The organism is Streptomyces roseirectus (genome assembly GCF_014489635.1).
GTDB classification, from domain to species: domain Bacteria; phylum Actinomycetota; class Actinomycetes; order Streptomycetales; family Streptomycetaceae; genus Streptomyces; species Streptomyces roseirectus.
In genome coordinates this window covers 8,388,025-8,412,263 of the sequence record NZ_CP060828.1, presented here as the reverse complement: position 1 = coordinate 8,412,263, position 24,239 = coordinate 8,388,025, and the positions used below count along the sequence as shown (strand labels likewise).

The window sequence follows — 24,239 nt, the reverse complement described above, 5'->3', positions numbered from 1 at the left end:
CATGCGGAGGGCAACCCCGTTTCGTTCCCGGGGACTTCGTGACAGGTGTTGTTCGGGCGTCAGAGGGTGCCGTCGTACAGTCCGCGCTCCAGCGGGGTGCGGAAACTCGCGCGGATCCGGGTGTCGCCGAAGAAGGCGGCGAGGCGTTCGGTCTCGGCGGCGAGATCCGCCGCGCTGACGTCCGCGTCGAACAGGTGGGTCGCGATCTCGCCGTCCGCGCGCTGCGACCAGGCGCCGACGATCCGGCCGTCCCACCAGATCGTCGGGCCGATGTTGCCGTTGGTGTCGAACAGGCCGGCGGTGCGGGCGGGGTCGAGGTACCAGTCGCGGTGGCGCCAGCCCATCGGGGTCGGGTCGAGGGCGGGCAGGAGGGCGACGCCGGGGTCGGCCGGGGCGGGGGGTTCGAGGTCGGCGGGCAGGGCGTGGCCCTCGCCGTGGTCGAGGGCGACGGGCAGGGCGCCGGTCTCCGCGAGGGCCTTGCGGGTGTCGGTGAGGTTCCAGCCCGTCCACCACTTGACGTCCTCGGTGGTCGCGGGGCCGAACACCTCCAGGTAGCGGGTGACCAGCGCGGCCCTCGCCTGCGCGGGCGGCAGCTCCGGGTGCGGTTCGACCAGCCGCCAGCGGAACTGCGACGACGCCCAACTGCCCAGCGGGCGCCCGCGCCTGATCCTGTTCTCCGCCGCCATGACACCGAGGAACCGGTTGGCGATCTTCGGCCGCGCCTCGTACGCCTTGCCGGGCGCCAGGAGGATCCGCTCGCCCAACTCCGGTACGGCCTCCCCGAGCTGAGCGGCCGTCGCCTCGCCCAGGGCGGCGAGCGCGGTGGTGACCTCGCGTTCGACGGCCGTGAACTTGGCCTCGTCGTAGCCGAGTTGTTCGGCCAGCACCTTGAGGAGGTCCCGGCGCAGCCGGGCGGCGACCGGGCGGGCCGCCGCCGCGTCGACGACCGGGGCGAGGTCCCTGGGGACCACGAACACCGTGCGCCGCATGCACAGCATCCGCACCAGGGTGCCGTCTTCGTACTGGGCCCGCTCCAACTCCCCGACGGACGCTTCCTTCTGACGGGCCGCCACCGAGAGGTACACGGACGCCGGGTCCGTCGCGTGCAGAGCCAGGACCGAGGCGGTGGCCTCCTCGGGGGTGGTGGCGCGCAGGGGCGGGGTGAGGCGGTGGCGGGTGGTGAGGAGGGCGCGGCGGTGGGCGTCGGTGAGTCTCGGGAGGGGGGTGGTCATGGCGCGGAGAGTACCGGCTCACCGGCGGAGGCCGCCCGTCCGCACCCGGCTCGTCACTCGTCAGCGGAGGGTTCCCGTCCGCACCGCCGCGCCCAGCGCCGTGACGCTCAGCAGCGCCGTCGCGAGGAGGTAGTACCCGGGAGCCACGCCGGAGCCTGTCGCCCGGGTCAGGGCCGCCGCGATCGTCGGGGTGAAGCCGCCGAAGACGGCGACCGTCGTGTTGTAGCTGAAGGAGAGGCCGGTGGCGCGCGCGTGCGGCGGGAACGCGTCGGCCATGACCGACGGGAGCGTGCCGAAGTAGACGGCCTTCAGCAGGCCCAGGATCGTCGTGCACAGGGCGAGGGTCAGGAACGAGGGGACGGCCGTCAGCCACAGGAACAGGGGGACCGCCGTGGCACCGAGCAGCAGCGCGGCCGGGACCATCAGGCGCAGCCGGCCGTAGCGGTCGCCGAGGAGGCCGACGACGGGGGTGACGAAGGTGAGGACGGCGCCGGCGATGAGGAGCGCGGTGAAGGAGAGGGAGTCGTCGAGGCCGAGTTCGTCGATGCCGTAGGCCGGCAGGTACTGGAGCATGAAGTTGACGGCGGTGGAGACGACCAGGACGCCTCCCGCGATCAGCAGGCCGCGCCAGTGGTCGCGGAACACCGTCACCATCGGGGACCTGTCCCGGGGCTCCCGCGCGGCGGCGACGGCCGGGGAGTCCTCGACGTAGCGGCGGACGACATAGCCGACCGGGCCGATCAGCAGGCCGAAGACGAAGGGGACCCGCCAGCCCCAGGCGTCCATCTGCTGACGGGACAGCACGGCGGTGAGGCCGGCCGCGAACCCGGCGGCCATCAGCGTCGACAGGCCCTGGCTCGCGAACTGGAAGCTGCCGAGGAAGCTCTTCCTGCGCTCGTCCTGCTCGACGAGGAACGAGGTCGCCGCCCCGAACTCCCCGCCCGCCGCGAACCCTTGGAGCAGACGCGCGAGCACGACCCCCACGGGCGCGGCGATACCGAGCGTACCGTAGCCCGGCATGACCGCGAGCAGCAGTGTGCCGAGGACCATGAGCCGGATCGACAGCATCAGGGCCTTCTTGCGGCCGCGGCGGTCCGCGTACGCGCCGAGCAGGAGCCCGCCGAGGGGGCGGACCAGGTAGGTCACGCCGAACACGGCGTACGCCTGGACGAGTTGGACGCCGGGGTCGTCGCCGGGGAAGAAGGCGCGGCCGATGTGCGCGGCCATCAGCGCGTACACCGCGAGGTCGAACCATTCGAGGGCGTTGCCTATGGTGGCCGCCGCGATGGCCCGGGTGGTGCTCCGGGAGGCGGGGGCGCGGGTGGGGGCGGGGGTGGGCGTGGGCTGCGGGGCGGGAGCGGTCACGGGGAGGGGTCCTTCCGGCGGTCAGCGGCGGGGAGGGGGAGAAGCCGGAGGTATTACGGGGAGTACGGGTCGGGTGTTACAGGTACTACGGGTATGACGCCGTCACCGGCAGCGGGTGGTCCTGCGTCGGGTTGCCCAGCGCGTGCAGCAGTCCCACCGTCAGGACCAGGCCCTCGCGGGCGACGGCCATCGGCAGGTGTTCGTCGGTGGCGTGCTGGCGGCAGCCGGGGTAGGAGTGCGGGAGCCAGAGGGTGGACAGGCCGAGGACGTCCGTGAAGACCGCGTTGGGCAGGCCGCCGCCGATGTTGGGGAGGACGGCGACGGGGCGCCCGGCGGCGCGGTCGAGGACGGGCCGGGCCCAGCGCACCCAGGGGTCGTCGAGCGGCGTACGACTCGCGGGGTACGCCCCCCGGGTGCTGACGTCGATCATCGGGTAGCCGTGCGCGGCGAGGTGCGCGGCGACGGCGGCCGCGGCGTTCTCCGCGTCCGTGCCGACGACGTGCCTCAGTTGGAGGATCGCGCGGGCCCGGCCGGGGATCGCGCCCACGGGCCGGTCGGCGTCGCCGGCCGAGAGGGCGAGGACTTCGAGGGTGTTCCAGGCGTAGAGGCGTTCGGCGGGCGTGAGCGAGGGCTCACCCCAGTAGGGGTCGGCCTCGACCTCGACGCCGGCCAGCGCCGCGCGGACCTCGGGGCCGACCGGTGGGGGCAGCAGCTCGGGGACGAGGATGCGGCCGTGGCCGTCGACGAGGGTGGCGATGGCCCCGGCGAGGGTGGTGGCCGGGTTGCGCAGGACACCGCCCCGGTTGCCGGAGTGGTGGGCGCCGGGCCGCAGATCGGCGTCGAGCAGGAGCTGTACGCCGCCCCGGGCGCCGAGGAACAGCGTCGGCGTCGTCTCGTCCAGGCGTGGTCCGTCGGAGCCGAGGAAGACGTCGGCGCGCAGCAACTCCCGGTGGGCGGCGGCGAATTCGGCGAGGCCGGGGGAGCCGATCTCCTCGCCGGGGTCGAACAGGAACGTCAGGTTGAAGCCGAGGGCGCCCTGTTCGGCGAGCAGCAGGCGCAACGCGGCGAGGTTGACGAGGTGTTGGCCCTTGTTGTCGGCCGCGCCGCGCCCGTACCAGCGGTCGCCGTCGGCCGTGAGGGTCCACGGGTCGCGGTCCTCGCTCCACTGTCCGGCCATGCCCTCGACGACGTCGGCGTGGCCGTAGCACAGGACGGTCGGCAGGGCGGGGTCCTCGATCCGGCGGCCGACCAGGAAGGGGCCGGCCGCCGGTGAGGGGTTCTCGTGGCGGGTGACGGCGCAGCCGAGGTGTGTCAGGGCGGGCGTCAGGACCTCGTCCAGGTATGCCTCCAGGGCAAGGCGGCCCTCGGGGCGGGCACTCTCCGTGGCGTAGGAGACCATCGTCGCGAGCTGCGCGAAGAAGGCCCCGGAGTCGATGAACTCCTCGGCCGCGCGGACCAGTTTCTCGGGCGTCACGGGGGCTTTGCTCCAGCCGTTCGGGAGGTGTGGCATCAGCAGAGTAGGGTGCTCGCGCGTCTGCGACCATTGCCGTTTGTGACGCCCCGCGTTCTCTTTCCGGCAACCCTCGGGAGGTCTTGATGCAGTTGCTGCCGGTGAACCTGGCCTATTTCCTCGAAGTCGCCCGCGCGGGTTCGGTGACGGAGGCGGCGCAGGGTCTCAACGTCGCGCCGTCGGCGGTCAGCCGGCAGATCGCCAAGCTGGAGTCGGGGCTCGGGGTGGCGCTGTTCGCGCGGCATCCGCGCGGGATGACACCGACCGAGGCGGGCCTGCGGCTGCTGGCCCACGCGCGCCGCACGGAGGCCGAATCGGCGTCGCTGGTCGAGGAGTTGAGGACGGGCGGGGGCGCGGCGGCGCGCAGTGTGACGGTCGCCTGCGCGGAGGGGTTCGCGCGGCGCCTGGTGCCGCTGGCGGTCGCCGCGCTGCGCCGTGAGCGGCCCGACGTCTCGTTCCGTGTCGACGTCGTCCCGCGTCAGGAGGCGACGCGGCGGGTGGTGGAAGGGCTCGCGGACATCGCGGTGACCTATGCGATGGGGCCGCAGGCCGACGTCCGTGTGGAGTGCGCGGTGGTGGTGCCGGTGACCGCGGTCGTGCCGTGCGGGCACGAGCTGGCCGGGCGGGAGCGGGTGGGGCTCGCGGAGCTGTGCGGGTATCCGCTGGCGCTGGCCAGTCCGGGGACCAGTCAGCGGGAGCTGTTCGACATCGGGGTGCGGCTGGAGGGGCTGAGCGTGCGTGCGGCGCTGGTGTGCGACGCGCTCGCCCCGCAGTACGCGTTCGTGCGCGCGGGCGGCGGGGTCGCGCTGGTGGGGGACCTGGGTGACCTCGACGACACGGGGCTGGCGCACGTCCGGGTGGACCATCCGGTGTTCCGGCAGCGGGAGGCGCAGGTGCAGACGGCGGCGGTGCGGCGGCCGTCGTGGGCGGCGACGCGGTGCGCGGAGCTGCTGGCGGAGGCGTTGTCGAGGGTGCCGGGGGTGTAGGTGTGTCGTACTTCGGGCTTAGGCCGGTCCGTCTTCCGGCTTAAGCCGATCCGCCTGACTCTCCTCGGTCGCAAGGTCCTTACCGGGGCGTGCTCCCGTCACTAGCCTGAGCCCTCCCCCATCCCCCCTTCCCTGAGATTCCCTGCGATTCCCTGCGATTCCCTGCGAGGAGAACGGTGCCCGAGAGCGGTTTCATCGACCTGTGTGCGCTGGACGTGCTGGAGGAGGACGTCCCCAGGCGGTTCGAGGCGGCGGGGGTGCCGCTCGCCGTCGTGCGGACGGCGTCCGAGGTGTTCGCGATCCACGACATCTGCTCGCACAGCGCGGTGTCCCTCTCGGAGGGGGAGGTGGAGGGGCGCAGCGTCTCGTGCTGGCTGCACGGTTCGCGGTTCGACCTCGGCACCGGCAAGCCCCTCGATCCCCCGGCGACCCGGCCGGTGCCGGTGTATCCGGTGCGGGTGGCCGACGGGCGCGTGTACGTGCGCGTGGCCGGGGAGTTCTGATGGAGACGGCCTCCGACTCCGCTCGCTCCGACGCCGCGCGCAACCGGGAGCGGCTGCTGGAGGCCGCGCGCCGGCTCGTCGTCGAGCACGGGCCCGAGCACGTGACCATGCGGGAGGTCGCCGCCGAGGCCGGTGTCGGGAAGGGCACGCTGTTCCGGCGGTTCGGGGACCGGGACGGGCTGCTGCTCGCGCTGCTCGACGACGCCGAGGCGGACTTCCTGGAGGCGTACACGGCCGGGCCGCCGCCGCTGGGGCCCGGTGCGCCGGCGCCCGAACGGCTCGTCACGTTCGGGCAGGCGCTGATCCAACGCACGGTCACCGAGGGGGACTTGGGGTCCGCTCTCGCGCGTGAGCTGCTGCCGGGGCACCGCAACGACTCCGGGGCGGGGACCGCGTTCCGGGCTCATGTCGCCGGTCTGCTGCGGGAGTCGGGGGTCGAGGCCGACCATGAGCTGCTGGCCCTGGTGCTGTTGTCGTCGGTCAGCTTCGAGACGCTGGACCACCTGCGTGGGCGGGGGGTCTCGGAGGAGCGGCTGCACGGGGTGTGGGCGGATCTGGTGCGGCGGGTGACTCACGTGGCGTGAGGGGGCGTCCGGTTCGTGCCGGTGCCTCGCCGCGCCGGTCTGGCCCGCTCCAGCACGCCCGCCGCCGCGCGGTTGCGGGCGTGCGGGCGCAGGCGGGAGATCAGGGTGTGCAGACGGGTGTCGACCCGGGCGCTGGCGACGGTGAGGTGGGCGTCCAGGAAGGCGTGGGCCGCCGCGCAGGCCCGGTCCAGGTGGCCCACGGCCAGGTGCGTGAGGGCGAGGTCCGCCAACGTGATGGCCGTGGACCGCCGTTCGTCCGGGGGACGGTGGCGCAGCGAGGTCTCCAGGGCGGTGACGGCCGCCCGGTGGTCGCCCCTGGCCCGGTGGACGTACGCCTGTTGCAGCGCGAGCGCGCCGGGGTGGAACGCGCCGACCGGCAACTCCCCCGCGTCGCCCGCCCGTTCGAGGCAGCGTTCGGCGCGGGCCAGGTGGGCGAGGCTGGCGGTGTCACCGGGGGCGGCTTCGGCGAGCGCCAACTGGCCGATGAAGAAGGCATGTTGACCCGGCGGCGCGTGCCGGACACCGATGCGGGCCGCCTCCGCCGCGAGGCCCCGCGCGTGGGCGGTGTACCCCAACTGGTGGGCCTGCACGCTCAGTCCGCGCAGCGCGACCGCGTGACCGACCTCGTCCCCCGCCTCCCGCGCGAGGCGCGCCGCCGCCCCGTACATCCGCTGCGCCGACGCGTGCCGTCCGCCGTCGTACGCCGCGAAGCCGCACAGGTACGCCAACTGCGCGGCCACCGTGAACAGTTCGCGGCGCACGCCGGGGGTCATGGCGCCCCGTAGCCACGGCAGCAGCGTCGTCGTGAGGAACCTCCGCAGGGGTTCACGCACGGCACCGGAGCCGAAGACGTCGTCGCTGCGGGAGAGGACGACGAGGAGGTGGCGGGCGGATTCGACGTGGGCGAGGGTGATGCGGGGGCCGTGGGGCGGGGTGCCGTCCCCGAGGAACGCCCCGGCGTTGAAGGTCGGCCCGGCGTTGAGGGCGGCGTCGGATTTCAGGGTCACGCCCGTCCTCGGGACCGTCTCCCCCGCGCCTCCCGGCAGGTACGCCTCCCGTCTCCCGAGCCCGCTCAACGCCCCGTCGAGACACGCCACTCCACCGCCCACGGCCCCCCGCTCCCCCACCGGGCCGAGCCCCATGTCCCCCGTCCGCACCCGTCTCCCCAGCCGTGCCGACAGCGCCTGCGCCACCAACTCCGGTACCGGTGGCCGGGGTCTGCTGCCGCCGAGCCAGTGGGCGACCGAGGTGCGGTCGTAGCTCAGCGCGAGCCCCTGTGCCGCGCCGAGCGAGTTGACCTCGCGGGCGAGGCGCGCGCCGGACCAGCCGGCCTCGGCGAGGAGTGCGCGCAGGGCGCGGTTGGGTGTACGGAGCCGTCGCACGGTCACCCCCGACGGACGTTCAACGTCCGCTCATGTTCAACACACCGGTCAGCGGTACGCCCGCCGTACGGGGCCGGCGTCGTCCAAGCTCAGCTTGTGCCCGCACGGGTGGTCGCTCGCAGTGCGCATCACCGGCGCGCGCGACGGCCCGGCACGCCGTCCACCGGGGCATGAGTGGCGGCCGGGTCCACCGTTCCCCCGTAGTACCCGTCCCCCCCAGGTCTCCCCCCTTTCCGAGAGGACCCCCCATGGCCACCTCCCTCGACCTGTTCCGTCTCGACGGTGCCCGCGCTCTCGTCACCGGTGCCTCGCGGGGCATCGGCAAGGCGGTCGCCGTGTCGCTGGCCGAAGCGGGGTGCGACGTCGTCGTGACCGCGCGGACCCTGGGCGCGCTGGAGGAGACCGTGCGGGACGTCGAGGAGCGGGGGCGCAAGGCGGTGGCGCTGGCCGGGGACCTGGGCGAGGCCGGGGTCACGGCGCGGCTCGTGGACGCCGCCGCACAGGCGCTCGGGGGGCTGGACGTCGTCGTGCACAACGCCGGGGTGACCCCGGCGGACGCGGACGGCGGCATGCTGCTGGCGCCGCTCCAGGAGCTGCCCGAGGCGGCGTGGGACACGGTCATGTCCGTCAACCTCGACGCCACGGGCGCGCTGTGCCGGGCCGCCCACCCCCACCTCGCCGAGTCGTCGCGGGCCAGCCTGATCCTCATGTCGTCCACGGCGGCCGTCCTCGGCGCCCCGCTCCTCGACTCGTACGCGGCGACGAAGGCGGCCCAGGTGTCCCTCGCCAAGAGCCTCGCCGTGGGCTGGGCGCGGCAGGGCATCCGGGTCAACGCGGTGTGCCCCGGCTGGACACTGACCGACATGACGGCGTTCGCGAGCGAGGTCGCCCCGGTCTCGGAGTGGCTGATGGCGCACGTCCCGATGGGCCGTTGGGCGAGCGTCGAGGAGATCACCGGCTCGGTCCTCTTCCTCGCCTCCCCGGCCGCCTCGTACGTGACCGGCCACGCCCTGATCGTCGACGGCGGGCTCTCCGTCCCGGACGGCGGTCTCGCGGGCTACGCGAAGCCGCCGTCGCCGCTCGCGTCCTGACCTCCCACCGCCCGCAGCACGAACGGCAGCAGGCGGTCCGCCGTCCCGCGCGCGTCCTGCGTGTCCTGCGTGTCCGAGGGGTGCGCGGTGAGCAGGAAGCGGCTCACCATCGGGCCGATGACGAGGTCGGCGACGAGGTCGACGTCCGGGAGGGGGGCGATCTCGCCCCGGGCGACAGCGCGCCGTACCGCCTCGGCGACGCGGTCGCGGACGGGGTCGATCAGCGCGGCGGTCAGGGCCTCGGCGAGGGCGACGTTGTGGGCGGCCTCGCCGATGAGCGCGCGCATGAGGCGGCCGCTCTCGCCGGTGAGGCCGGCGGCCTTGTCGCGCAGCAGGATGCGGAGGTCGCCTTCGAGGGTACCGGTGTCGGGGCGCTGTTCGAGGTCGGCGGCGAAGGCGGCGGACGCCGCGAGGACGAGGGCTTCCTTGGAGGACCAGCGGCGGTAGAGCGTGGCGGTGGAGACGCCGGCGCGGGCGGCGACGGCGGCGGTGGTCAGCCCGCCGTACCCGCTCTCGGCGAGGACCGCGAGGGTCGCCGCGAGGAGCGCGCGGTCGCGGGCGGCGTCGCGGGGGCGGCCCCGGCGGACGGCGACCGCCGGGGACTCAGTGCCGGACACCGGTCAGGCCCGGCAGGTGCTCGGCGAGGTGGAAGGCGTGCAGGCGCGCGTACTCGTCGTGGGTGCACGTGCCGTACGCGGGGTGCGGGGCGTGCGGGCCGGTGTGCTCGGTGAAGAGGGCGACTGCGGAGACGAGGTCGGCGGCGGCCTCGGCGACCGGGAGGCCGGCGCGCAGGGGCGGCGCGCCGTCGATCTCGGCGGCGAGGGAGTGCTTCATGGCGCCCCGGCTCAGGAAGACCTTCTTCGCGAGCGCGCCTGCGGTGGCGCGGAACAGGGCCGGCTTGAGGCGGGGGTAGCCGGTGACCGAGTAGCGGACGGTCTGGGTGCAGTGCTGGAGGGTCTGGGAGAGGTTCCAGACGGCGTCGCGTTCCAGCAGGTCGCTCTCGGGGCGGTCGAGCTGTTCCAGGAGGCTGTCGGTGAGGGCTGCGAGGGATGGGGTCACAGGGACGAGGATACACACATGCGAAACGAAACAATTTCGTTTTGTATATCCTGGCTCCATGCGCCTCGACACCCAGCCCACGCCCGACGCCGACCCCGCACCCGACGCGCCCGACGCACCGGACGCCGCCTCCGACGCCGCCGCGACCGTCGCCCGTCTGCACACCGTCTTCGCCACCGGCCGCACCCGCCCCGCCGCCTGGCGCAGGGCGCAGCTCCGCGCCCTGCGCGCGTTCCTGGTCGACCACCAGAGCGAGATCTCGGACGCCCTCCACGCCGACCTCGGCAAGAGCCCCCTGGAGTCGTACCTCACCGAACTCGGCTTCGTCGTCAACGAGATCGACCACACGCTGCGCCACCTGAACCGCTGGATGCGCCCGCGCCGCGTCGGCGTCCCCCTGTCGCTGGCCCCCGCCCGCGCGCGGACCGTGCGCGAGCCGCTGGGGACGGTGCTGATCATCAGCCCCTGGAACTACCCGCTCCAGCTGGCCCTGGGGCCGCTCGTCGGCGCGCTCGCGGCGGGCAACTGCGCGGTCGTCAAGCCCAGCGAGCTGGCCCCGGCGACCTCGGCGCTGCTCGCGCGCCGGCTGCCGCGCGTGCTGGACCCCGAGGCGGTGGCCGTCGTCGAGGGCGGGGTGCCGGAGACGACCGCGCTCCTGGAGCAGCGGTTCGACCACGTCTTCTACACCGGCAACGGCGCGGTCGGGCGGATCGTCATGACCGCCGCCGCCCGTCATCTCACGCCGGTCACCCTGGAGCTGGGCGGCAAGTCGCCGGCCGTCGTCGAGCCCGGCGCCGACCTCGCGACCGCCGCGCGCCGGATCGCCTGGGGCAAATTCATGAACGCCGGGCAGACCTGTGTGGCCCCCGACTACGTCCTCGCGGTCGGGGACGCGGCGGACGAGATCGAGGGGCATCTCGCGGCGGCCGTGCGGGAGATGTACGGGGAGCGGCCCGCCGAGAGCGCGGACTACGGGCGGATCGTCAACGAGCGGCACTTCGACCGGCTCACCGGGCTGCTCGGGGACGGGCGGACCGTGGTGGGCGGGGAGCACGACAGGGCGGCGCGGTTCATCGCGCCGACCGTCCTCGCCGACGTCTCCCCCGAGTCGGCCGTCATGCGCGAGGAGATCTTCGGGCCGGTGCTGCCGATCGTGCGCGTGCCCGATCTCGACGCCGCGATCTCCTTCATCACCGGGCGCGACAAGCCGCTCGCGGTGTACGCGTTCGTCGGGTCCGCGCGGTCCAAGCGGCGGCTCGAGGCCGAGACGTCGTCGGGCGCGCTGGCGTTCGGCGTCCCCAACGCCCATGTCACCGTCCCCGGGCTGCCGTTCGGCGGGGTCGGGGAGAGCGGGGTCGGGCGCTATCACGGGGCCCACTCCGTCGACACGTTCAGCCACACGAAGGCCGTGCTGGACAAGCCGCTCCTGCTCGACCCGCTGCGGGTGGCGTACCCGCCGTTCACCCAGGTCAAGGAGCGGATCCTGCGCCGGCTGGTGTGACGTCCGCGCCCCGGCGGTCCCTCGCCGACGGGCCGTTGTCAGTGGGCCGCGTTACGGTGCGAGCAACCGCACTCCTTGGAGGGTCCCATGGCTTCTCGGCTCAACCCCTACCTCACGTTCACCGGCGAGGCCCGGCAGGCGATGGAGTTCTACGAGCAGGTCTTCGGCGGCACCCTGACGCTGAACACCTACGGCGCCTTCAACCAGGACGTCGGCCCGGACTTCGCCGACAAGGTCATGCACGGCATGCTGGAGACCCCCGCCGGCTTCACCCTGATGGGCGCCGACACCCCGCCCGGCATGCCCCAGCCCGCCGAGCACCGCTACTCGATCAGCCTCAGCGGTGACGACGAGGCCGAGCTGCGCGGCTACTGGGAACAGCTCTCCGCCGGCGGCACCGTCTCCGTCCCCCTCGACAAGCAGATGTGGGGCGACGTCTTCGGCATGTGCACGGACCGCTTCGGCGTGCCGTGGATGGTCAATATCGCGGGCTGAGGCGCGCCTGGCCGCCCTGTCAGTCGAGGCAGAACTCGTTGCCCTCCGGGTCCGCCATGACCAGGAAGCCGCCGCTCAGCGGAGGCCGGCCGGGATCGCGGCGCAGGAGGGTCGCGCCGAGGGCGGTCAGACGGGCGCACTCGGCCTCCAGGGCGGCCATGCGGGCGTCGCCCTGGAGGCCGGGGGCCGCGCGGACGTCGAGGTGGACGCGGTTCTTGGCGGTCTTGCCCTCCGGGACGCGCTGGAAGAAGACGCGGGGGCCGTGGCCGTCGGGATCCTCGATGGCGGCCTTGGACTCGCGTTCCGCCTCCGGGACGCCGACCCGGGCGAGGAACGTGTGCCACGCGGCCCACACGTCGGCGCCGTCGGGGAGTTCGACGCCGGGCGGGGCGGGGGTGATGTAGCCGAGGGCTTCGCGCCAGAAGTCCGCGAGGGCGCGGGGGTCGTGGGCGTCGAAGGTGATCTGGACGTGGCGGCTCAAAGGGACGCTCCGTTCGGTGCGGGGGTTCGGCTGTGCGGTCACTGTGACACCGGAGTAGGTCAGATTCTGTCCTAGTGGGGGCCGACACGCCCGGCCGTCGCTGTCCGGCCGTCACTGTATGGAGTCGGACAGAAGGGGTACTCCGGAGCCGCGACGACCACCACGGCAAGGAGGACGGCTCATGCCACCCCTGGATCACGAAGACCGCAAGCAGCAGCGCGAGGAGTCCACCGCCGACGACCCGGCCACCGGCCCCCTCACCACCGACCAGGGCGTCGACGTCGACCGCACCGACGACTCCCTCACGGCCGGCGAGCGCGGCCCGACGCTCCTGGAGGACTTCCACTTCCGGGAGAAGCTGACCCACTTCGACCACGAACGCATCCCCGAGCGGGTCGTGCACGCGCGCGGCGCGGGCGCCTACGGCTGGTTCGAACCGTACGAGTCCTGCGCGGAGTTCACCCGCGCCGCGTTCCTCCAGGACCCCTCGGTGCGCACCCCGGTGTTCGTGCGGTTCTCCACGGTGCAGGGCCCCAAGGGCTCCGCCGACACCGTCCGGGACGTCCGTGGCTTCGCGGTCAAGTTCTATACGTCGGAGGGGAATTACGACCTGGTCGGCAACAACTTCCCGGTCTTCTTCATCCAGGACGGCATCAAGTTCCCCGATTTCGTGCACGCGTTGAAGCCGGAGCCGGACACCGACATCCCCACCGGCGCCTCCGCGCACGACACGCTGTGGGACTTCGTCTCGCTCCAGCCGGAGACACTGCACGCGATCATGTGGCTGATGTCGGACCGGGCGATCCCGCGCAGCTACCGCATGATGCAGGGCTTCGGCGTGCACACCTTCCGGTTCGTGGACGCCGCAGGGCGGGCCACGTTCGTGAAGTTCCACTGGAAGCCGAAGCTCGGGGTGCACTCGCTGGTGTGGGACGAGGCGCAGGAGTGCCAGGGCCGCGACCCCGACTTCAACCGGCGCGACCTGTGGGAGGCGATCGCCGCCGGCGAGTACCCGGAGTGGGAGCTGGGCGTCCAACTCGTACCGGAGGAGGACGAGTTCGCGTTCGACTTCGACCTGCTGGACGCGACGAAGCTGATCCCGGAGGAGCTGGTGCCGATCCGCCCGATCGGCCGGATGGTCCTGGACCGCAACCCGGAGAGTTTCTTCGCCGAGACCGAACAGGTCGCCTTCCACACCGCGAACCTCGTACCCGGCATCGACTTCACCGACGACCCGCTGCTCCAGGCCCGCAACTTCTCCTACCTGGACACCCAGTTGCTGCGGCTCGGCGGCCCCAACTTCTCCCAGCTCCCCGTGAACCGGCCCGTCGCGCCCGTCCGCACGAACCAGCGCGACGGCTTCCACCAAGGCCGCATCCACCGGGGCGCCAACTACTTCCCGAGCTCGCTGGGCGGCGGCCACCCCGACGTCTCGGGCCCCCGCATGCACCACCCCCAGCAGGTGCACGGCCCCAAGACCCGTACGCGCGCGGTGAGTTTCACCGACCACTACAGCCAGGCCGCGCTGTTCTGGCACAGCATGAGCGACTGGGAGCGCGAGCACATCGTCGCCGCGTTCCGCTTCGAACTGGGCAAGGTCACCGCGATGCAGGTGCGCACGCGGACGGTGGCGGAGCTGGCGCACGTCGACCTGGACCTCGCCCAGCGCGTCGCCCGGGGCATCGGCGTGCCCGAACCCGCCGAGAAGGGGCCGGAGTTCGGGGCCGTCTCCCCCGCGCTGAGCATCGAGGCGCTGCCGGGCGACGGCTCGGTGCGCACCCGGACGGTCGCGGTGCTCGCGCACGACGGGGTGGACGGCCGTCACCTCACGTCCGTGCGCGAGGCGTTGGCCGCGCGGGGCGCCGTCGTCGAGGTGATCGCGCCGGAGGCGGGGAGCCTGGACACGACGTCCGAGGGGCCGTATCCGGTGGACCGCGCGCTGCCCACGGTGGCGTCGGTGCTGTACGACGCGGTGCTGCTGCCGGGCGGGCCCGTCGGCACGCCCGATCTGATCACCGATCCGGACGTGATCCGCTTCGCCCGCGACGCCTACCGGCACGGCAAGCCGCTCGCCGCGCTCGGCTCCGGCGTCGGCGTGCTGTCGGCCGTCGTCCCGGACACGGTGCGGCTGGCGACGCCGACGAGCGGTGCGGTCGCCGACCGGGGCGTGGTGAGCGACGCGGCGGCGGGGCCGGCCCGTGCGGAGTTCGTCGAGGCGTTCACGCGGGCGCTGGCCGCGCACCGGCATCCGCAGCGGCCGCCGGTTCGGTACTAACCCGTACACACCGAGGGGCGGGCCCGTTCTGCACGGGCCCGCCCCTCATCTCACCTCGTACCCCTCAGGGGCTACCTCCCGTAGTTCTCCGGTTCTACCGACACCCCGCCCCACACCCCCGACCGCTGATGCGTCTCGCGCGCCCACTCCGCGCACCTCACCGCGACCGGGCAGCGTCGGCACACCGCTCGGGCCCGTTCCACCTGGCGGGCGCCCGGCCCGTTGAGGCTGATCGGGAAGAACAGGTCAGGGTCGTCGGTGTCCGCGCAGGCGGCGTCGCGCTGCCAGTCCATCCGATGGTGCCCGCCGGTCTCGACGTACCGTGCTCCGGGCTTGGCCCTCATGGGATCGGTCCTCCTTAACCGATGGTGCCGAACAGTGCCGATCGCGTACGGACGGTCACGGTCTCGCCTGCCTGCCATTTCCGTTCGTCCTCACCCGCGCCCACAGCGGCAGCAGCAGCCAGCACACCGCGAGCCAGCCGACCACCGGCACCGTCAGCCAGGCGGCGAGCGTGTCGTCGGTGACCGCGCGCAGGACGAGCAGCAGCGCCGTCGTCATCGTCCCGAGCAGCAGGAACAGGCCGATGACGGTGAGCCGGGCCGCCCAGTCCACGGTCTGCGGTTTGACCCGGCGGCCGGTGAGGATGCGGTGGAGCGCGACGGGCCCGATCAGCGCGCCGGTGCTGCCCGCCGCGAGAACGACCGTGACGACGTACAACGCCCGGTCGGTGTCGGAGACGTCCGCGAACCGGGGCTGGAAGACGACCGCCAGCAGGAACGCGAAGAGGACCTGGACGCCGGTGAGGGCGACCCGCACCTCCTGGAGCAGGTCGTTCCAGCGGCGGTCGGCCCGCTCCTCCGGGGTCTCCCGGCGCCCCCAGTCGTTCGTCACGTCCTTCGTCTCGCTGTCCACCCCGGCCTCCTTCACGGCGTGACGGCCCGTTCCGTCAGCAGCATCACGGCCGCCGCGATGGCCTCGGCGTCGATCCCTGCCGTCCGCAGCTGTTCCTTCAGCGTCGCCGAACCGGGCATCGTCCGCACCGCGAGCCGGACCAGCCTGGGCTGGGGGCGGCCGTCGGCGAAGACGGCGGCCACGGCGTCGCCGAGCCCGCCCTCGGGCCGGTGGTCCTCGACGGTGAGCAGGCAGCCGGTCTCCTCGGCCGCCGTCCGCAGCGCGACCTCGTCGACGGGTTTCACGGAGTACAGGTCGATGACACGGACGGCGATCCCGGCGACCGCGAGGGAGTCGGCGGCGCGCAGCGCCTCGTGGACGGTGGTGCCCGCGCCGATCACGGTGACCTTGTCGTCGGGCCCGGAGCGCAGCGTCTTGCAGCCGCCGACCGGGAACTGCTCGCCGGGCCCGTACAGGACCGGCATCGGGGCGCGGCAGGTACGCAGGTATCCGATACCGGGGAGGTCCGCCATGGTCCTCACGAGGTACGCCGTCTGGTGGGCGTCGCAGGGGTGCAGGACGGTCGAGCCGTGGACGGCGCGCATCATCGCGAGGTCTTCGAGGCCCATCTGCGAGGGCCCGTCCTCCCCGATGGCGACCCCGGCGTGCGAGCCGCACAGCTGGACGCCGAGCCCGCTGACGGCGGCCATGCGGACGAAGTCGTGCGCCCGCGTGAGGAACGCGGCGAACGTCGCGGCGAACGGGGTGTGGCCGCGCGCCCGCATCCCCACGGCGGCGGCGACGAGCTGCTGTTCGGCGATGTAGCACTCGAAGTACCGGTCGGGGTGGGCCTCCTGGAAGACCCCGGCCTTCGTCGAGTCGCCGACCTCCCCGTCGAGGACGACGACGTCGTCGCGTTCGGAGCCGAGGGCGGCGAGGGCGTCGCCGAACGCGGCCCGGGTGGCGACCTCCTCCCCCAACTCGTAGCGGGGCCAGTCCACTTGGGCCGCCTTGGGGGTCTCCTCGGGCCGGCTGCCGACCGGCAGGGCGACACCGACCTGGACGGAGCGGACCCCGCCCAGTTCCTCGATCGCGCGCTCGGCGTCGGGCAGCGGCTTGCCGTGCCGGCCCTCCGCGTCCTCGACGGCGGCGACGCCCCGGCCCTTGCGGGTGCGGGCCAGCACCGCCGTCGGCCGGCGGCGGGCCGTCGTCGCCTCCCGGTAGGCGGCGTCGACGGCGGCGACGTCGTGGCCGTCGACGGTGACCGTGTGCCAGCCGAAGGCCGCGAGGCGGGCCGCGTACGTGTCGAGGTCCCAGCCGAGGCGGGTCGGACCGCGCTGGCCCAGCCGGTTGACGTCGACGATCATCGTGAGGTTGTCGAGGTGTTCGTGCCCGGCGTGCTCAACGGCCTCCCACACCGAGCCCTCCGCCAGTTCGCTGTCCCCGCACAGCACCCACACCCGGTACGGCAGCCGGTCGAGCCGTTTCCCGGCGAGGGCCATGCCGACGCCGACGGGCAGGCCCTGGCCGAGCGAGCCGGTCGCCACGTCCACCCAGGGCAGCCGGGGCGTGGGGTGGCCCTCGAGCCGGCTGCCCTGGCGGCGGAAGGTGAGCAGTTCCTCCTCGTCGACCACGCCGGCCGCCCGGTACAGGGCGTACAGCAGGGGTGAGGCGTGGCCCTTGGAGAGGATCAGCCGGTCGTTGCCCGGGTGGGCGGGGCGGGCGAAGTCGTAGCGCAGGTGGTGGGCCAGCAGGACCGCGCCGAGGTCCGCCGCCGACATCGACGAGGTCGGGTGGCCGGAGCCGGCCGCCTGCGCGGCGCGTACCGCGTCCACCCTCAACTGCTGTCCCAGCTCGGCCAGTTCGTCGTACCGCATGGTGGTCCTCACTCGTACGGGCGGGTTTCGCGCTGGTCGACGACAGGGGTGGACGGCGGGACGATCACCCGCCTGCGGCGCGCGATGCTCGCGAAGGTGACCGTGCCGATCAGGCCGACCGCCATGAGGATCACCCCGATCAGGTCGAGGTTGGCTCCCTGCACCTCCCAGTCCGTGGCGAACGTGAGGATCGCTCCTACGGCGATCAGGGCGAGACACCCTCCCAGTCCCATGAGCCGTGCTCCTTCCCTCCGGCACGCATCACCGGATCAGCCCCGGGTACCCGCCGTGCGGCCACCGACACCGAGGAGTGGATCCACGTGAACATCGCTTTCCTGGCCGCGCCCGAGGGCACCGAGCAGATCGAGCTGACCGAGCCGTGGCAGGCGGTCCTCGCGACCGGGGACCGGCCGTCGCTGCTGTCCACCTCGCCGGGGTCGCTCCAGGCGTTCCGCCACCTCGACCGGGGCGACACGTTCCCGGTGGACGGGACGGTCGCCGAGGCGGACCCTGGTGAGTACGGAGCGCTCGTCCTGCCGGGTGGCGTCGCCAACCCCGACGCGCTGCGGCTCGACGCGGACGCCGTCGCGTTCGTCCGCGCGTTCTTCGACGCCGGGAAGCCGGTCGCGGCGATCTGTCACGCGCCGTGGGTGCTGGTGGAGGCGGGGGTCGTGGACGGGCGTGTCCTCACGTCCTGGCCCAGTCTGCGCACCGACATCACCAACGCCGGGGGGCGCTGGGTCGACGTCCCCGTCCAGGTCTGCGACCACGGGCCCAACCTGCTGATCACCAGCCGCAAGCCGGACGATCTGCCCGACTTCACACACACGTTCACCGAGGTCTTCGCGAAGGTCTGAACGATTCCGAACCGCTCCGAACTCTGGAGGCACACCATGCCACGAGGCTCGAACTCCAAACGGGAACGCCAGTACGAGCACGTCAAGGAGTCCGCCAAGAAGCGCGGCGAGTCCGACTCCCGCGCCTCGGAGATCGCCGCCCGCACGGTCAACAAGGAGCGCGCGCGGTCCGGCGAGTCCAAGTCCGCGAGCCGTACATCCGTCCGCGACCCCAAGTCGGCCTCCCAGCGCGGCGGCAAACGCTCGCACAAGGGCTCCCAGGGCCCGACCCGCGACCAGCTCTACGAGGAGGCCCGCAAGCGGGGGATCGAGGGGCGGTCGGGGATGAACAAGGCGGAACTGGCACGGGCGTTGGGGAAGTAGGGGCGCGGGGGGTGCGAGCGTTTCCGGCCATAATCGTTTCGCACCTCCTGCCCTGATCTGCCCACACGTGATCTGTCCAGCAATTCGCTCACTCCTTTTTAGTCAAGTCTCGAAGGGCCCTCTGGACTCCGGCATTCCGGCGGCATCTAATGGTGGGCCTCCCCCTTTCTTCCAGGTAAATCCAGATCGCCCTCGTGCGGTTTACCTCACGGTTTTAACCGACCGATTCCAGAAAGACGAGGCTTGTGGACACGCTGAAATCCGCCGCGGTCGCTCTCCCGGCAACGGACTTTGCCGCCCATCCGTTCTTCGGCCCGCTGGACCGCAGGCCCTCCCGTTACCGCGGTCCGCACCGGCTCAGCCACCACGGGTGGCTCAACTTCGTCGAGCGTCTGGAACGCCGCGAGGAGGTCTCCGCGGTCCTCGCCGCCGTCGCCACCAGCCGCCGGGTGCTGGACGTCGGCGGCGGCACCGGTGAACTCACCCGCGCGGTCGCGGCCCGGGTCGAGCGCTGCGTCACGGTGGAGCCGCACGCCCGCCGCGTCGAGGTGCTTCAGGCCCCCGACGGCTCCGCTCAGGCCCCGGACGTGCCGCGCACCGGCGGGATCGAGGTCTTACCCGGGCACGCCGAGGCCCTGCCCTTCCCGGACGCGTCCTTCGACGCGGTGCTGGCCTGCTGGGTGCTGCCCTACGCGGAGGATCCCGACCGCGCGGTCAGGGAGATGGCCCGGGTCTGTGACCGGAGCGCGCCCGGCGGCCGTGTCGTGCTGATCGGCGGGGCCCCGGACAACGAGCTCGTCAGTCTCCTCAACGAGGTGTGCGTCCCGCTCGCCGGGGAGCCGCACGACCATCAGGGCCATCTGCTCGCCGACGCCGTCCGCACGCTGAGCGGACTCGGCTTCACCGACATTTCGCTGCACCGCACCGAAGCCGCGCTGCACTTCTCCGAGCCCGACCTGGAGGAGCGCATTACCGCCGCTGCCGCCCTCTTGACGGATTTCTGGTACGAGGGTCATCCGCGCGCGGCCGAAATGCGGGAGGCGCTGCGGCCGGCACTTCACCGGCACTTCGCTCTCCGGCCCTACGCCATAGGAGACCAGGGCATTGTCCTGGTGGCCGTATGATTCGAACGGTCATCACCGGGAAAAAGGCGTTCGTCGGCCGTCATGACGTGCTTCAGGCGCTGTACCGGGCCCTTGACGACACCGTCGAGGAAGGCATGGTGCGGTGTGTGGTCTCAGGGGAGACCGGCATCGGACGCACCGCGCTGCTGGGCGCTTTCCTCAGCGGATGCCGGGCCCGCGGTGTCCCCGTGATGGAGTCGGCCGACCAGACGCGGGCCGAGCGCGGACCCCGTGTGCCGGCCGGCTGTTTCCACTCACCGGCCCTGGTGGCCGGGTCCTCGCTCACCGGCAGGGGGACGAGCCTGATCGGCGTCGCCGGGGACCCGCACGCACCCGTCCCGGTCGGGCCGAAGGGTGCCCTGGTGGCGGCGCTGCGCGGCAGGGAGCCGGCGGTCCTCATGGTGGACGACGCCAACTGCGCCGGTGCCGTCCGCCTTCAGCGGGTGCTGCGCGTCATGGCGGAGTCCGTGCGGCTGCCGCTGCTCGTGCTGCTCACCGAGCGGGCGGGAGAAGCGCCGTCGGCCCCTGACACGTACCGGGAGCTGACGCTGGGCGCGCGGCGGCTGACGCTGGAGGGGCTGACGCCCCGGGAGACCGGTGAGCTGCTTCGGCCGCTTCTCGCCGGGCGCCCCGGCAGCCGTCTCACCGCCGCGTGCCATCGGCTGACCGCGGGAAACCCCTATCTGCTGGCCGCGCTCGCGGCTCATCTGCGCGACGCGTCCCCCCGGCCTGGCCCCGACGAGCTGGACTCCGTGGTCCTCCCGGCCGCCGGCGACCTGTTCGTCGGACGGGCCGCACGGCAGCACACGCACGCGGTGCGCCTCGCCGAGACCGTCGCGGTGGCCGGGAACTCCGGTGGCGCCGATCCCGCTCTGATCGCGCACCTCAGCGGGCTCGGCCTGGTGGAGACCCTGGAAGGGCTCGACGTGCTGGCACGCGCCGGGTTGATCACGGACGGCGACGAGCCGGCGCTGCGGCATCCCCTGGTCGCGCACGCCTTGCTCGGCTCCATGACACGACTGGCCCGCAACGCCGTCAGTCTCTCCGCCGCCGCTTATCTGCACGAGCGTCACGCGCCCGCGCAACAGGTGGCCGATCACCTCAGCGCCTCCACCGTGCCCCACCACGAGAACTGGTCGGCCGACGTGATGCTGCGCGCGGCCGGCGCCGCGCGGCAGGCGGGCCACGACGGCACCGCCCGCCGCTACCTGGAGATCGTCGCGGGCAGCGCCGCCGGCGACGAGCGGCACCGGGCCATCCTCGCGCTCGCCGACCTCCGCATGAACCACGATGCCGACGGCGGCCCGCACGCTCTGGCCGCTCTGCTCAGCTGCGCCAGGGAGGATGCGACCCGCAGCGCCCTGCTTGCCCGTCTCGGGCGCGTGCTCTCGGCGCCCGGCGCCGCCACCACCGGCACCGCCGTCCTCGACGCGGTCGCCTCGGCGCTGCACCACACCGTGTTCGAGGACTGGCCCCGGGTGCACCGGCTGGCCCTCCGGCTCGACAAGGTGCCACCGGCCGAGGCGTCGCACCTCTTGCGCGGCCTGCCCGCGCATCTGCGGCCCGACGCCGGCCTGGCGCGTCGCCGCGCGAGCGACGCTCCTGCCGACCCGCATGGCGGCGGACCCTTGCAGACCGTCGTGGAGGCCGTCGCCGCCTACTACGAGTACCTCGTCGACGACAGCCCGCGTCACTCGGTCGACCGCGCCCGCGCCGCTCTCGCCCGCGGCGGCCGCTGGTCCGACGTGTGTCCGACGGCGTTCACCGCCGCGCTGACCGTGCTCACCGACAGCGGCCACCCCGCCGAGGCCGCCTCCCACCTGAACCGGATCGCGGGCACCCCGGCGGAGGCGTCCGCCGCCGCGCCCTACGGCGGGCGGGCGGAACTGCTGTACGTCGCCGGGCAGATAGCGTGCGTCCAGGGCGACCTCGACGCCGCCTGCCGATCACTCACCGCGGCCCTCACCGTCCTCGACGGCCCGGACGGCGCTCCCGCCCTGCGCGCCGACACGGCGGGCATGCTCGCCAACGTCCTGGTCGGCCGGGGAGAACTCGACAAGGCTCAGAACCTGCTGCGCGACGGCGGCTGGCTCGGCCGCCTGCCCGCGGGGCACCGGCATCAGGATCTGCTGCTGGCCCGCGCCCGGTGCGCCGTAGGACTCGGCGCGCTGCCGGACGCCGCACGCGACCTCGGGGAACTGCGGCGCCGTGCTCGCGCGGACGGCCTGCGCCGCACCGGAACGAGCCTGTGGCGCGCGCACGGCGTCGAACTCCTCGACCAGATCGGTGCCGTCGTCGAGGCCCGTACCCTGGCCGAGCAGCAGCTCCGGTTCGCCCGTGCCAGTGGCTCCGCCTTCGAACTGGGCCGTGCCCTGCGCGCCGCGGCGCGGGTCGACGCCCACGGCGCCGAGGCGCTGCTGCGCGAGGCCGTCACGGTATTGACGCCGGACCACGCTCCGCTGGACCTCGCCGCGGCCCTCACGGACCTGGCCGACCTCGACGCACGGCAGGGGCGCCGGAGAGAGTCGGTGGACGCGCTCACGCGCGCGGTGGAACTGGCCGAGCGCTGCGGCGCCGGAGAACTCGCGCTCCGCGCCGGCCAGCGCATCCTGGTCCTCAACGGCGACACGGCTCTGCACGCCTCGCTGGGCGGAGTGCTCTCGCTCACCCCGCGCGAGCGCGAGATCCTGGTGGACGCCATGCGCGGCCTGACCAACAGGCGTATCTCCCAGAAGCGGACCATCACCCGCCGCACCGTCGAACTTCACCTCTCCAGCGCCTACCGCAAGCTCGCCATCTCCGGGCGCGACGGCTTTCCCGGCCTGTTCCGCGCCCCCGGCCTGTGGACCCTGCTCACCAGCGCCCCCGACGCTCGTCGGACCTAGGCCGGCCGCCCGGCGACGTGGCCGGTGCCTGTCTTCCTTCGGTGGGCGGGGGCACCGCCTTCGGACCCGGCCGTGATGTGCCGGGGCAGGGGCCCGGCACAGACTCGCAGGACGCGAGGCACTGACCGGCGCCCCGGTCCGGCGGAACGGTTCCCCCCGTCCGCCGGATGCCGCACCGGTCCGCCCGACTCCCGTGACCGGCCAGAGAGAGGCACACGATGACCGCAGACCCCGCCACGCCGGACGCCGGCGACGGCAAGGACGCGCCGGACCCCTTCCTCACCCTCGTCGTCCTGTCCGGCGGCATGGACTCCACCACCTTGATGGCCCACTACACGGCGCTGCGGCACCGGCTGGTGGCACTCACCGTCGACTACGGCCAGCGCCACCGGAAGGAGATCGAGTCGGCCCGCCGGGTCGCCGCGCACTACGGCGCCGCCCACCATGTCCTCGACCTCACCGGACTCGGCGCGCTCCTGAGCGGTTCCGCGCTCACCGACGGAGGTGTCGACGTCCCCGACGGCCACTACGCCGAGCAGTCCATGCGGGCCACGGTGGTGCCGAACCGCAACGCGGTCCTCGCCAATGCCGCCGTGTCCGTGGCGGTCGCCCGCCGGGCCGGGACCGTCGCGCTCGGCATGCACGCCGGGGACCACTTCATCTACCCCGACTGCCGCCCGGTCTTCCTGACCGCGCTGCGGGAGCTGGTCACCGTCGCCAACGAGGGCTTCCCGACGCCACGCGTGGAGGCGCCCTTCATGACCTGGACCAAGGGACAGATCGCCGGGCACGGCACGCGGCTCGGCGCGCCGCTGGAGCTCAGCTGGTCCTGCTACAAGGGCGGCGAGGCCCACTGCGGCACCTGCGGCACCTGCTACGAGCGCCGTGAGGCGTTCCGGGAGGCCAAGGTCCCCGACCCCACGCGCTACCTGGACGACACCACCCTCTTCGCCCCGCCGGCGGCCCGGTGAGCGCCGTCGCCGCCGGCACCGGTCCGCACAAGGTCGAGCTGGCCGCCGGCACCTGGTTCTGGGTCCCCCACGAGGCCGAGGCCCGCTGGCAGTACGCGGAGATGTTCCAGGAGGGCTGCTACGACGACGTGCGGCTGCCGGCCGACGCGCTCGTCCTGGACGTCGGCGCCAACATCGGCCTCTTCAGCTACTTCGTGCACCGGGCCGCCCCCACGGCACGGATCCTCGCCTTCGAGCCCATGCCGCACACATTGGCCGCGCTGCGCCGCAATCTCGCCCTGCACGGCATGGCGGAGACGGTGACGGTGCGGGAGTGCGCGCTCGGCGCCCGGACGGAGGAGTCCGTGCCCTTCGTCTACTACCCGAGGGCACCCGGCAACTCCACCCGCTATCCCGAGCAGAAGGAACTCCAGATCGACGTCCTGTCCCGCGAGGGCTCACCGGACTACGTCCGCCGGCACTACACCGGCACCCGGGTCCCGGTGCGCGTGGAGCGCCTGTCCGCCTTCCTGTCCGGCGGTGAGCCGGTCGCGCTGCTGAAGATCGACGTGGAGGGCGCCGAACTCGACGTGCTGCAAGGCATCGACGCCGCCCACTGGCCGCTCATCGGCCAGATCGTGCTGGAGGTGCAGGACCTGGACGGCCGGCTCGACGCGGTCCTCGCGCTGCTGGAGCTGCGGGGCCTGACCGCCACCGCGCGTCCCGCTCCGCTCATCCCGGCCGACATCCGCACGTATCTCGTCCACGCGGTCCGCGCGGTACCCCGGGCCGCCTGAGCGTGGTGCCCGGCGACGCGTGTCGCCG

Annotated in this window: 24 protein-coding genes; 13 read left to right on the top strand and 11 right to left on the bottom strand. The window is 73.4% G+C overall.

Features of this window, described 5'->3' with window-relative positions; all coding sequences use genetic code 11:
• Positions 1 to 59: 59 nt before the first annotated feature.
• From IAG44_RS36460 to IAG44_RS36450, 3 genes are all read right to left on the bottom strand, one after another.
• Entirely contained in the window at positions 60 to 1,232 is a 1,173-nt protein-coding gene (locus tag IAG44_RS36460; RefSeq protein ID WP_187751341.1) for a winged helix DNA-binding domain-containing protein, read from the bottom strand.
• Between the two features lie 60 nt (positions 1,233 to 1,292).
• Entirely contained in the window at positions 1,293 to 2,597 is a 1,305-nt protein-coding gene (locus tag IAG44_RS36455) for an MFS transporter (protein WP_187751340.1), read from the bottom strand.
• Between the two features lie 85 nt (positions 2,598 to 2,682).
• Positions 2,683 to 4,071 carry a M20/M25/M40 family metallo-hydrolase gene (locus IAG44_RS36450; RefSeq protein ID WP_187751339.1) on the bottom strand — a complete coding sequence of 463 codons (1,389 nt, stop codon included), beginning with the start codon at positions 4,069 to 4,071 and terminating at the stop codon, positions 2,683 to 2,685.
• 122 nt (positions 4,072 to 4,193) lie between these two features.
• On the opposite strand from IAG44_RS36450, the gene IAG44_RS36445 reads away from it, so the two are divergent.
• The 3 genes from IAG44_RS36445 (at position 4,194) to IAG44_RS36435 (ending at position 6,180) form a co-directional block, all read left to right on the top strand.
• The gene (locus tag IAG44_RS36445) at positions 4,194 to 5,093 is read left to right on the top strand and encodes a LysR family transcriptional regulator (protein WP_187751338.1); all 900 of its coding nucleotides are present in this window, start codon (positions 4,194 to 4,196) and stop codon (positions 5,091 to 5,093) included.
• Positions 5,094 to 5,269: 176 nt separating this feature from the next.
• Positions 5,270 to 5,596: a non-heme iron oxygenase ferredoxin subunit gene (locus tag IAG44_RS36440; RefSeq protein WP_187751337.1), complete on the top strand. Its 327-nt coding sequence runs from the start codon at positions 5,270 to 5,272 to the stop codon at positions 5,594 to 5,596.
• Positions 5,596 to 6,180 (top strand): helix-turn-helix domain-containing protein, encoded by a 585-nt coding sequence (locus IAG44_RS36435; protein ID WP_187751336.1) that lies wholly within the window; start codon positions 5,596 to 5,598, stop codon positions 6,178 to 6,180. Before IAG44_RS36440 ends, IAG44_RS36435 begins: the two co-directional genes overlap by 1 nt.
• Here the strand turns inward: IAG44_RS36435 and IAG44_RS36430 are convergent.
• Positions 6,168 to 7,562 (bottom strand): NsdA family TPR-like regulatory protein, encoded by a 1,395-nt coding sequence (locus tag IAG44_RS36430; protein ID WP_246562299.1) that lies wholly within the window; start codon positions 7,560 to 7,562, stop codon positions 6,168 to 6,170. The two genes, IAG44_RS36435 and IAG44_RS36430, sit on opposite strands and share 13 nt — an antisense overlap.
• Positions 7,563 to 7,810: 248 nt before the next feature.
• Between IAG44_RS36430 and IAG44_RS36425 the strand changes: the two genes are divergently transcribed.
• Positions 7,811 to 8,653, top strand: a complete 843-nt coding sequence (locus IAG44_RS36425) for an SDR family NAD(P)-dependent oxidoreductase (protein WP_187751334.1) — start codon at positions 7,811 to 7,813, stop codon at positions 8,651 to 8,653.
• On the opposite strand, the gene IAG44_RS36420 is transcribed toward IAG44_RS36425, so the two are convergent.
• Both IAG44_RS36420 and IAG44_RS36415 read right to left on the bottom strand, forming a co-directional pair.
• On the bottom strand, positions 8,620 to 9,270 hold the full coding sequence (locus IAG44_RS36420; RefSeq protein WP_187751333.1) for a TetR/AcrR family transcriptional regulator: 651 nt from the start codon (positions 9,268 to 9,270) through the stop codon (positions 8,620 to 8,622). The genes IAG44_RS36425 and IAG44_RS36420 overlap by 34 nt on opposite strands.
• Positions 9,257 to 9,712 (bottom strand): DUF1569 domain-containing protein, encoded by a 456-nt coding sequence (locus tag IAG44_RS36415; RefSeq protein ID WP_246562297.1) that lies wholly within the window; start codon positions 9,710 to 9,712, stop codon positions 9,257 to 9,259. The genes IAG44_RS36420 and IAG44_RS36415 overlap by 14 nt, the downstream gene beginning before the upstream one ends.
• Positions 9,713 to 9,770: 58 nt before the next feature.
• Here IAG44_RS36415 and IAG44_RS36410 point away from each other — a divergent pair, with 58 nt between their 5' ends.
• A complete protein-coding gene (locus IAG44_RS36410; protein ID WP_246562295.1) occupies positions 9,771 to 11,213 on the top strand; it encodes an aldehyde dehydrogenase family protein in 1,443 nt (480 codons plus the stop codon).
• An 87-nt stretch (positions 11,214 to 11,300) separates the two neighbouring features.
• Complete coding sequence (locus tag IAG44_RS36405; RefSeq protein WP_187751331.1) at positions 11,301 to 11,708, top strand: VOC family protein; 408 nt, start codon at positions 11,301 to 11,303, stop codon at positions 11,706 to 11,708.
• 19 nt (positions 11,709 to 11,727) lie between these two features.
• On the opposite strand, the gene IAG44_RS36400 is transcribed toward IAG44_RS36405, so the two are convergent.
• Positions 11,728 to 12,189 (bottom strand): VOC family protein, encoded by a 462-nt coding sequence (locus tag IAG44_RS36400; RefSeq protein ID WP_187751330.1) that lies wholly within the window; start codon positions 12,187 to 12,189, stop codon positions 11,728 to 11,730.
• Positions 12,190 to 12,370: 181 nt separating this feature from the next.
• Here IAG44_RS36400 and IAG44_RS36395 point away from each other — a divergent pair, with 181 nt between their 5' ends.
• On the top strand, positions 12,371 to 14,464 hold the full coding sequence (locus IAG44_RS36395) for a catalase (protein ID WP_187751329.1): 2,094 nt from the start codon (positions 12,371 to 12,373) through the stop codon (positions 14,462 to 14,464).
• A gap of 71 nt (positions 14,465 to 14,535) precedes the next feature.
• Here IAG44_RS36395 and IAG44_RS36390 read toward each other — a convergent pair whose 3' ends face one another.
• The 4 genes from IAG44_RS36390 to IAG44_RS36375 are packed head-to-tail and all read right to left on the bottom strand — an operon-like array spanning position 14,536 to position 17,468.
• Entirely contained in the window at positions 14,536 to 14,808 is a 273-nt protein-coding gene (locus IAG44_RS36390) for a WhiB family transcriptional regulator (RefSeq protein ID WP_246562293.1), read from the bottom strand.
• Positions 14,809 to 14,863: 55 nt separating this feature from the next.
• Positions 14,864 to 15,379 carry a DUF6328 family protein gene (locus IAG44_RS36385; RefSeq protein WP_187751328.1) on the bottom strand — a complete coding sequence of 172 codons (516 nt, stop codon included), beginning with the start codon at positions 15,377 to 15,379 and terminating at the stop codon, positions 14,864 to 14,866.
• 11 nt (positions 15,380 to 15,390) lie between these two features.
• Positions 15,391 to 17,235: a transketolase gene (locus IAG44_RS36380; protein WP_187751327.1), complete on the bottom strand. Its 1,845-nt coding sequence runs from the start codon at positions 17,233 to 17,235 to the stop codon at positions 15,391 to 15,393.
• Between the two features lie 8 nt (positions 17,236 to 17,243).
• A complete protein-coding gene (locus IAG44_RS36375; protein WP_187751326.1) occupies positions 17,244 to 17,468 on the bottom strand; it encodes a DUF6458 family protein in 225 nt (74 codons plus the stop codon).
• 87 nt (positions 17,469 to 17,555) lie between these two features.
• On the opposite strand from IAG44_RS36375, the gene IAG44_RS36370 reads away from it, so the two are divergent.
• From IAG44_RS36370 to IAG44_RS36345, 6 genes are all read left to right on the top strand, one after another.
• A complete protein-coding gene (locus tag IAG44_RS36370) occupies positions 17,556 to 18,092 on the top strand; it encodes a type 1 glutamine amidotransferase domain-containing protein (RefSeq protein ID WP_187751325.1) in 537 nt (178 codons plus the stop codon).
• A gap of 36 nt (positions 18,093 to 18,128) precedes the next feature.
• Positions 18,129 to 18,455 (top strand): plasmid stabilization protein, encoded by a 327-nt coding sequence (locus IAG44_RS36365; RefSeq protein WP_187751324.1) that lies wholly within the window; start codon positions 18,129 to 18,131, stop codon positions 18,453 to 18,455.
• A 245-nt stretch (positions 18,456 to 18,700) separates the two neighbouring features.
• Positions 18,701 to 19,579 carry a class I SAM-dependent methyltransferase gene (locus IAG44_RS36360; RefSeq protein ID WP_246562289.1) on the top strand — a complete coding sequence of 293 codons (879 nt, stop codon included), beginning with the start codon at positions 18,701 to 18,703 and terminating at the stop codon, positions 19,577 to 19,579.
• Positions 19,576 to 22,464, top strand: a complete 2,889-nt coding sequence (locus IAG44_RS36355) for a helix-turn-helix transcriptional regulator (protein ID WP_187751323.1) — start codon at positions 19,576 to 19,578, stop codon at positions 22,462 to 22,464. The genes IAG44_RS36360 and IAG44_RS36355 overlap by 4 nt, the downstream gene beginning before the upstream one ends.
• A 218-nt stretch (positions 22,465 to 22,682) precedes the next feature.
• Positions 22,683 to 23,435 (top strand): 7-cyano-7-deazaguanine synthase QueC, encoded by a 753-nt coding sequence (gene queC / locus IAG44_RS36350; protein WP_187751322.1) that lies wholly within the window; start codon positions 22,683 to 22,685, stop codon positions 23,433 to 23,435.
• Positions 23,432 to 24,211: an FkbM family methyltransferase gene (locus tag IAG44_RS36345; RefSeq protein ID WP_187751321.1), complete on the top strand. Its 780-nt coding sequence runs from the start codon at positions 23,432 to 23,434 to the stop codon at positions 24,209 to 24,211. Before queC ends, IAG44_RS36345 begins: the two co-directional genes overlap by 4 nt.
• Positions 24,212 to 24,239: the final 28 nt, after the last annotated feature.

Excerpts from the sequence above, each read along its gene's own strand:
- IAG44_RS36460 (WP_187751341.1), bottom strand. The coding sequence starts at position 1,232 with ATGACCACCCCCCTCCCGAGACTCACCGACGCCCACCGCCGCGCCCTC.
- IAG44_RS36445 (WP_187751338.1), top strand. The coding sequence starts at position 4,194 with ATGCAGTTGCTGCCGGTGAACCTGGCCTATTTCCTCGAAGTCGCCCGC.
- IAG44_RS36435 (WP_187751336.1), top strand. The coding sequence starts at position 5,596 with ATGGAGACGGCCTCCGACTCCGCTCGCTCCGACGCCGCGCGCAACCGG.
- IAG44_RS36425 (WP_187751334.1), top strand. The coding sequence starts at position 7,811 with ATGGCCACCTCCCTCGACCTGTTCCGTCTCGACGGTGCCCGCGCTCTC.
- IAG44_RS36410 (WP_246562295.1), top strand. The coding sequence starts at position 9,771 with ATGCGCCTCGACACCCAGCCCACGCCCGACGCCGACCCCGCACCCGAC.
- IAG44_RS36405 (WP_187751331.1), top strand. The coding sequence starts at position 11,301 with ATGGCTTCTCGGCTCAACCCCTACCTCACGTTCACCGGCGAGGCCCGG.
- IAG44_RS36395 (WP_187751329.1), top strand. The coding sequence starts at position 12,371 with ATGCCACCCCTGGATCACGAAGACCGCAAGCAGCAGCGCGAGGAGTCC.
- IAG44_RS36390 (WP_246562293.1), bottom strand. The coding sequence starts at position 14,808 with ATGAGGGCCAAGCCCGGAGCACGGTACGTCGAGACCGGCGGGCACCAT.
- IAG44_RS36380 (WP_187751327.1), bottom strand. The coding sequence starts at position 17,235 with ATGCGGTACGACGAACTGGCCGAGCTGGGACAGCAGTTGAGGGTGGAC.
- IAG44_RS36375 (WP_187751326.1), bottom strand. The coding sequence starts at position 17,468 with ATGGGACTGGGAGGGTGTCTCGCCCTGATCGCCGTAGGAGCGATCCTC.
- IAG44_RS36365 (WP_187751324.1), top strand. The coding sequence starts at position 18,129 with ATGCCACGAGGCTCGAACTCCAAACGGGAACGCCAGTACGAGCACGTC.
- IAG44_RS36355 (WP_187751323.1), top strand. The coding sequence starts at position 19,576 with ATGATTCGAACGGTCATCACCGGGAAAAAGGCGTTCGTCGGCCGTCAT.
- queC (WP_187751322.1), top strand. The coding sequence starts at position 22,683 with ATGACCGCAGACCCCGCCACGCCGGACGCCGGCGACGGCAAGGACGCG.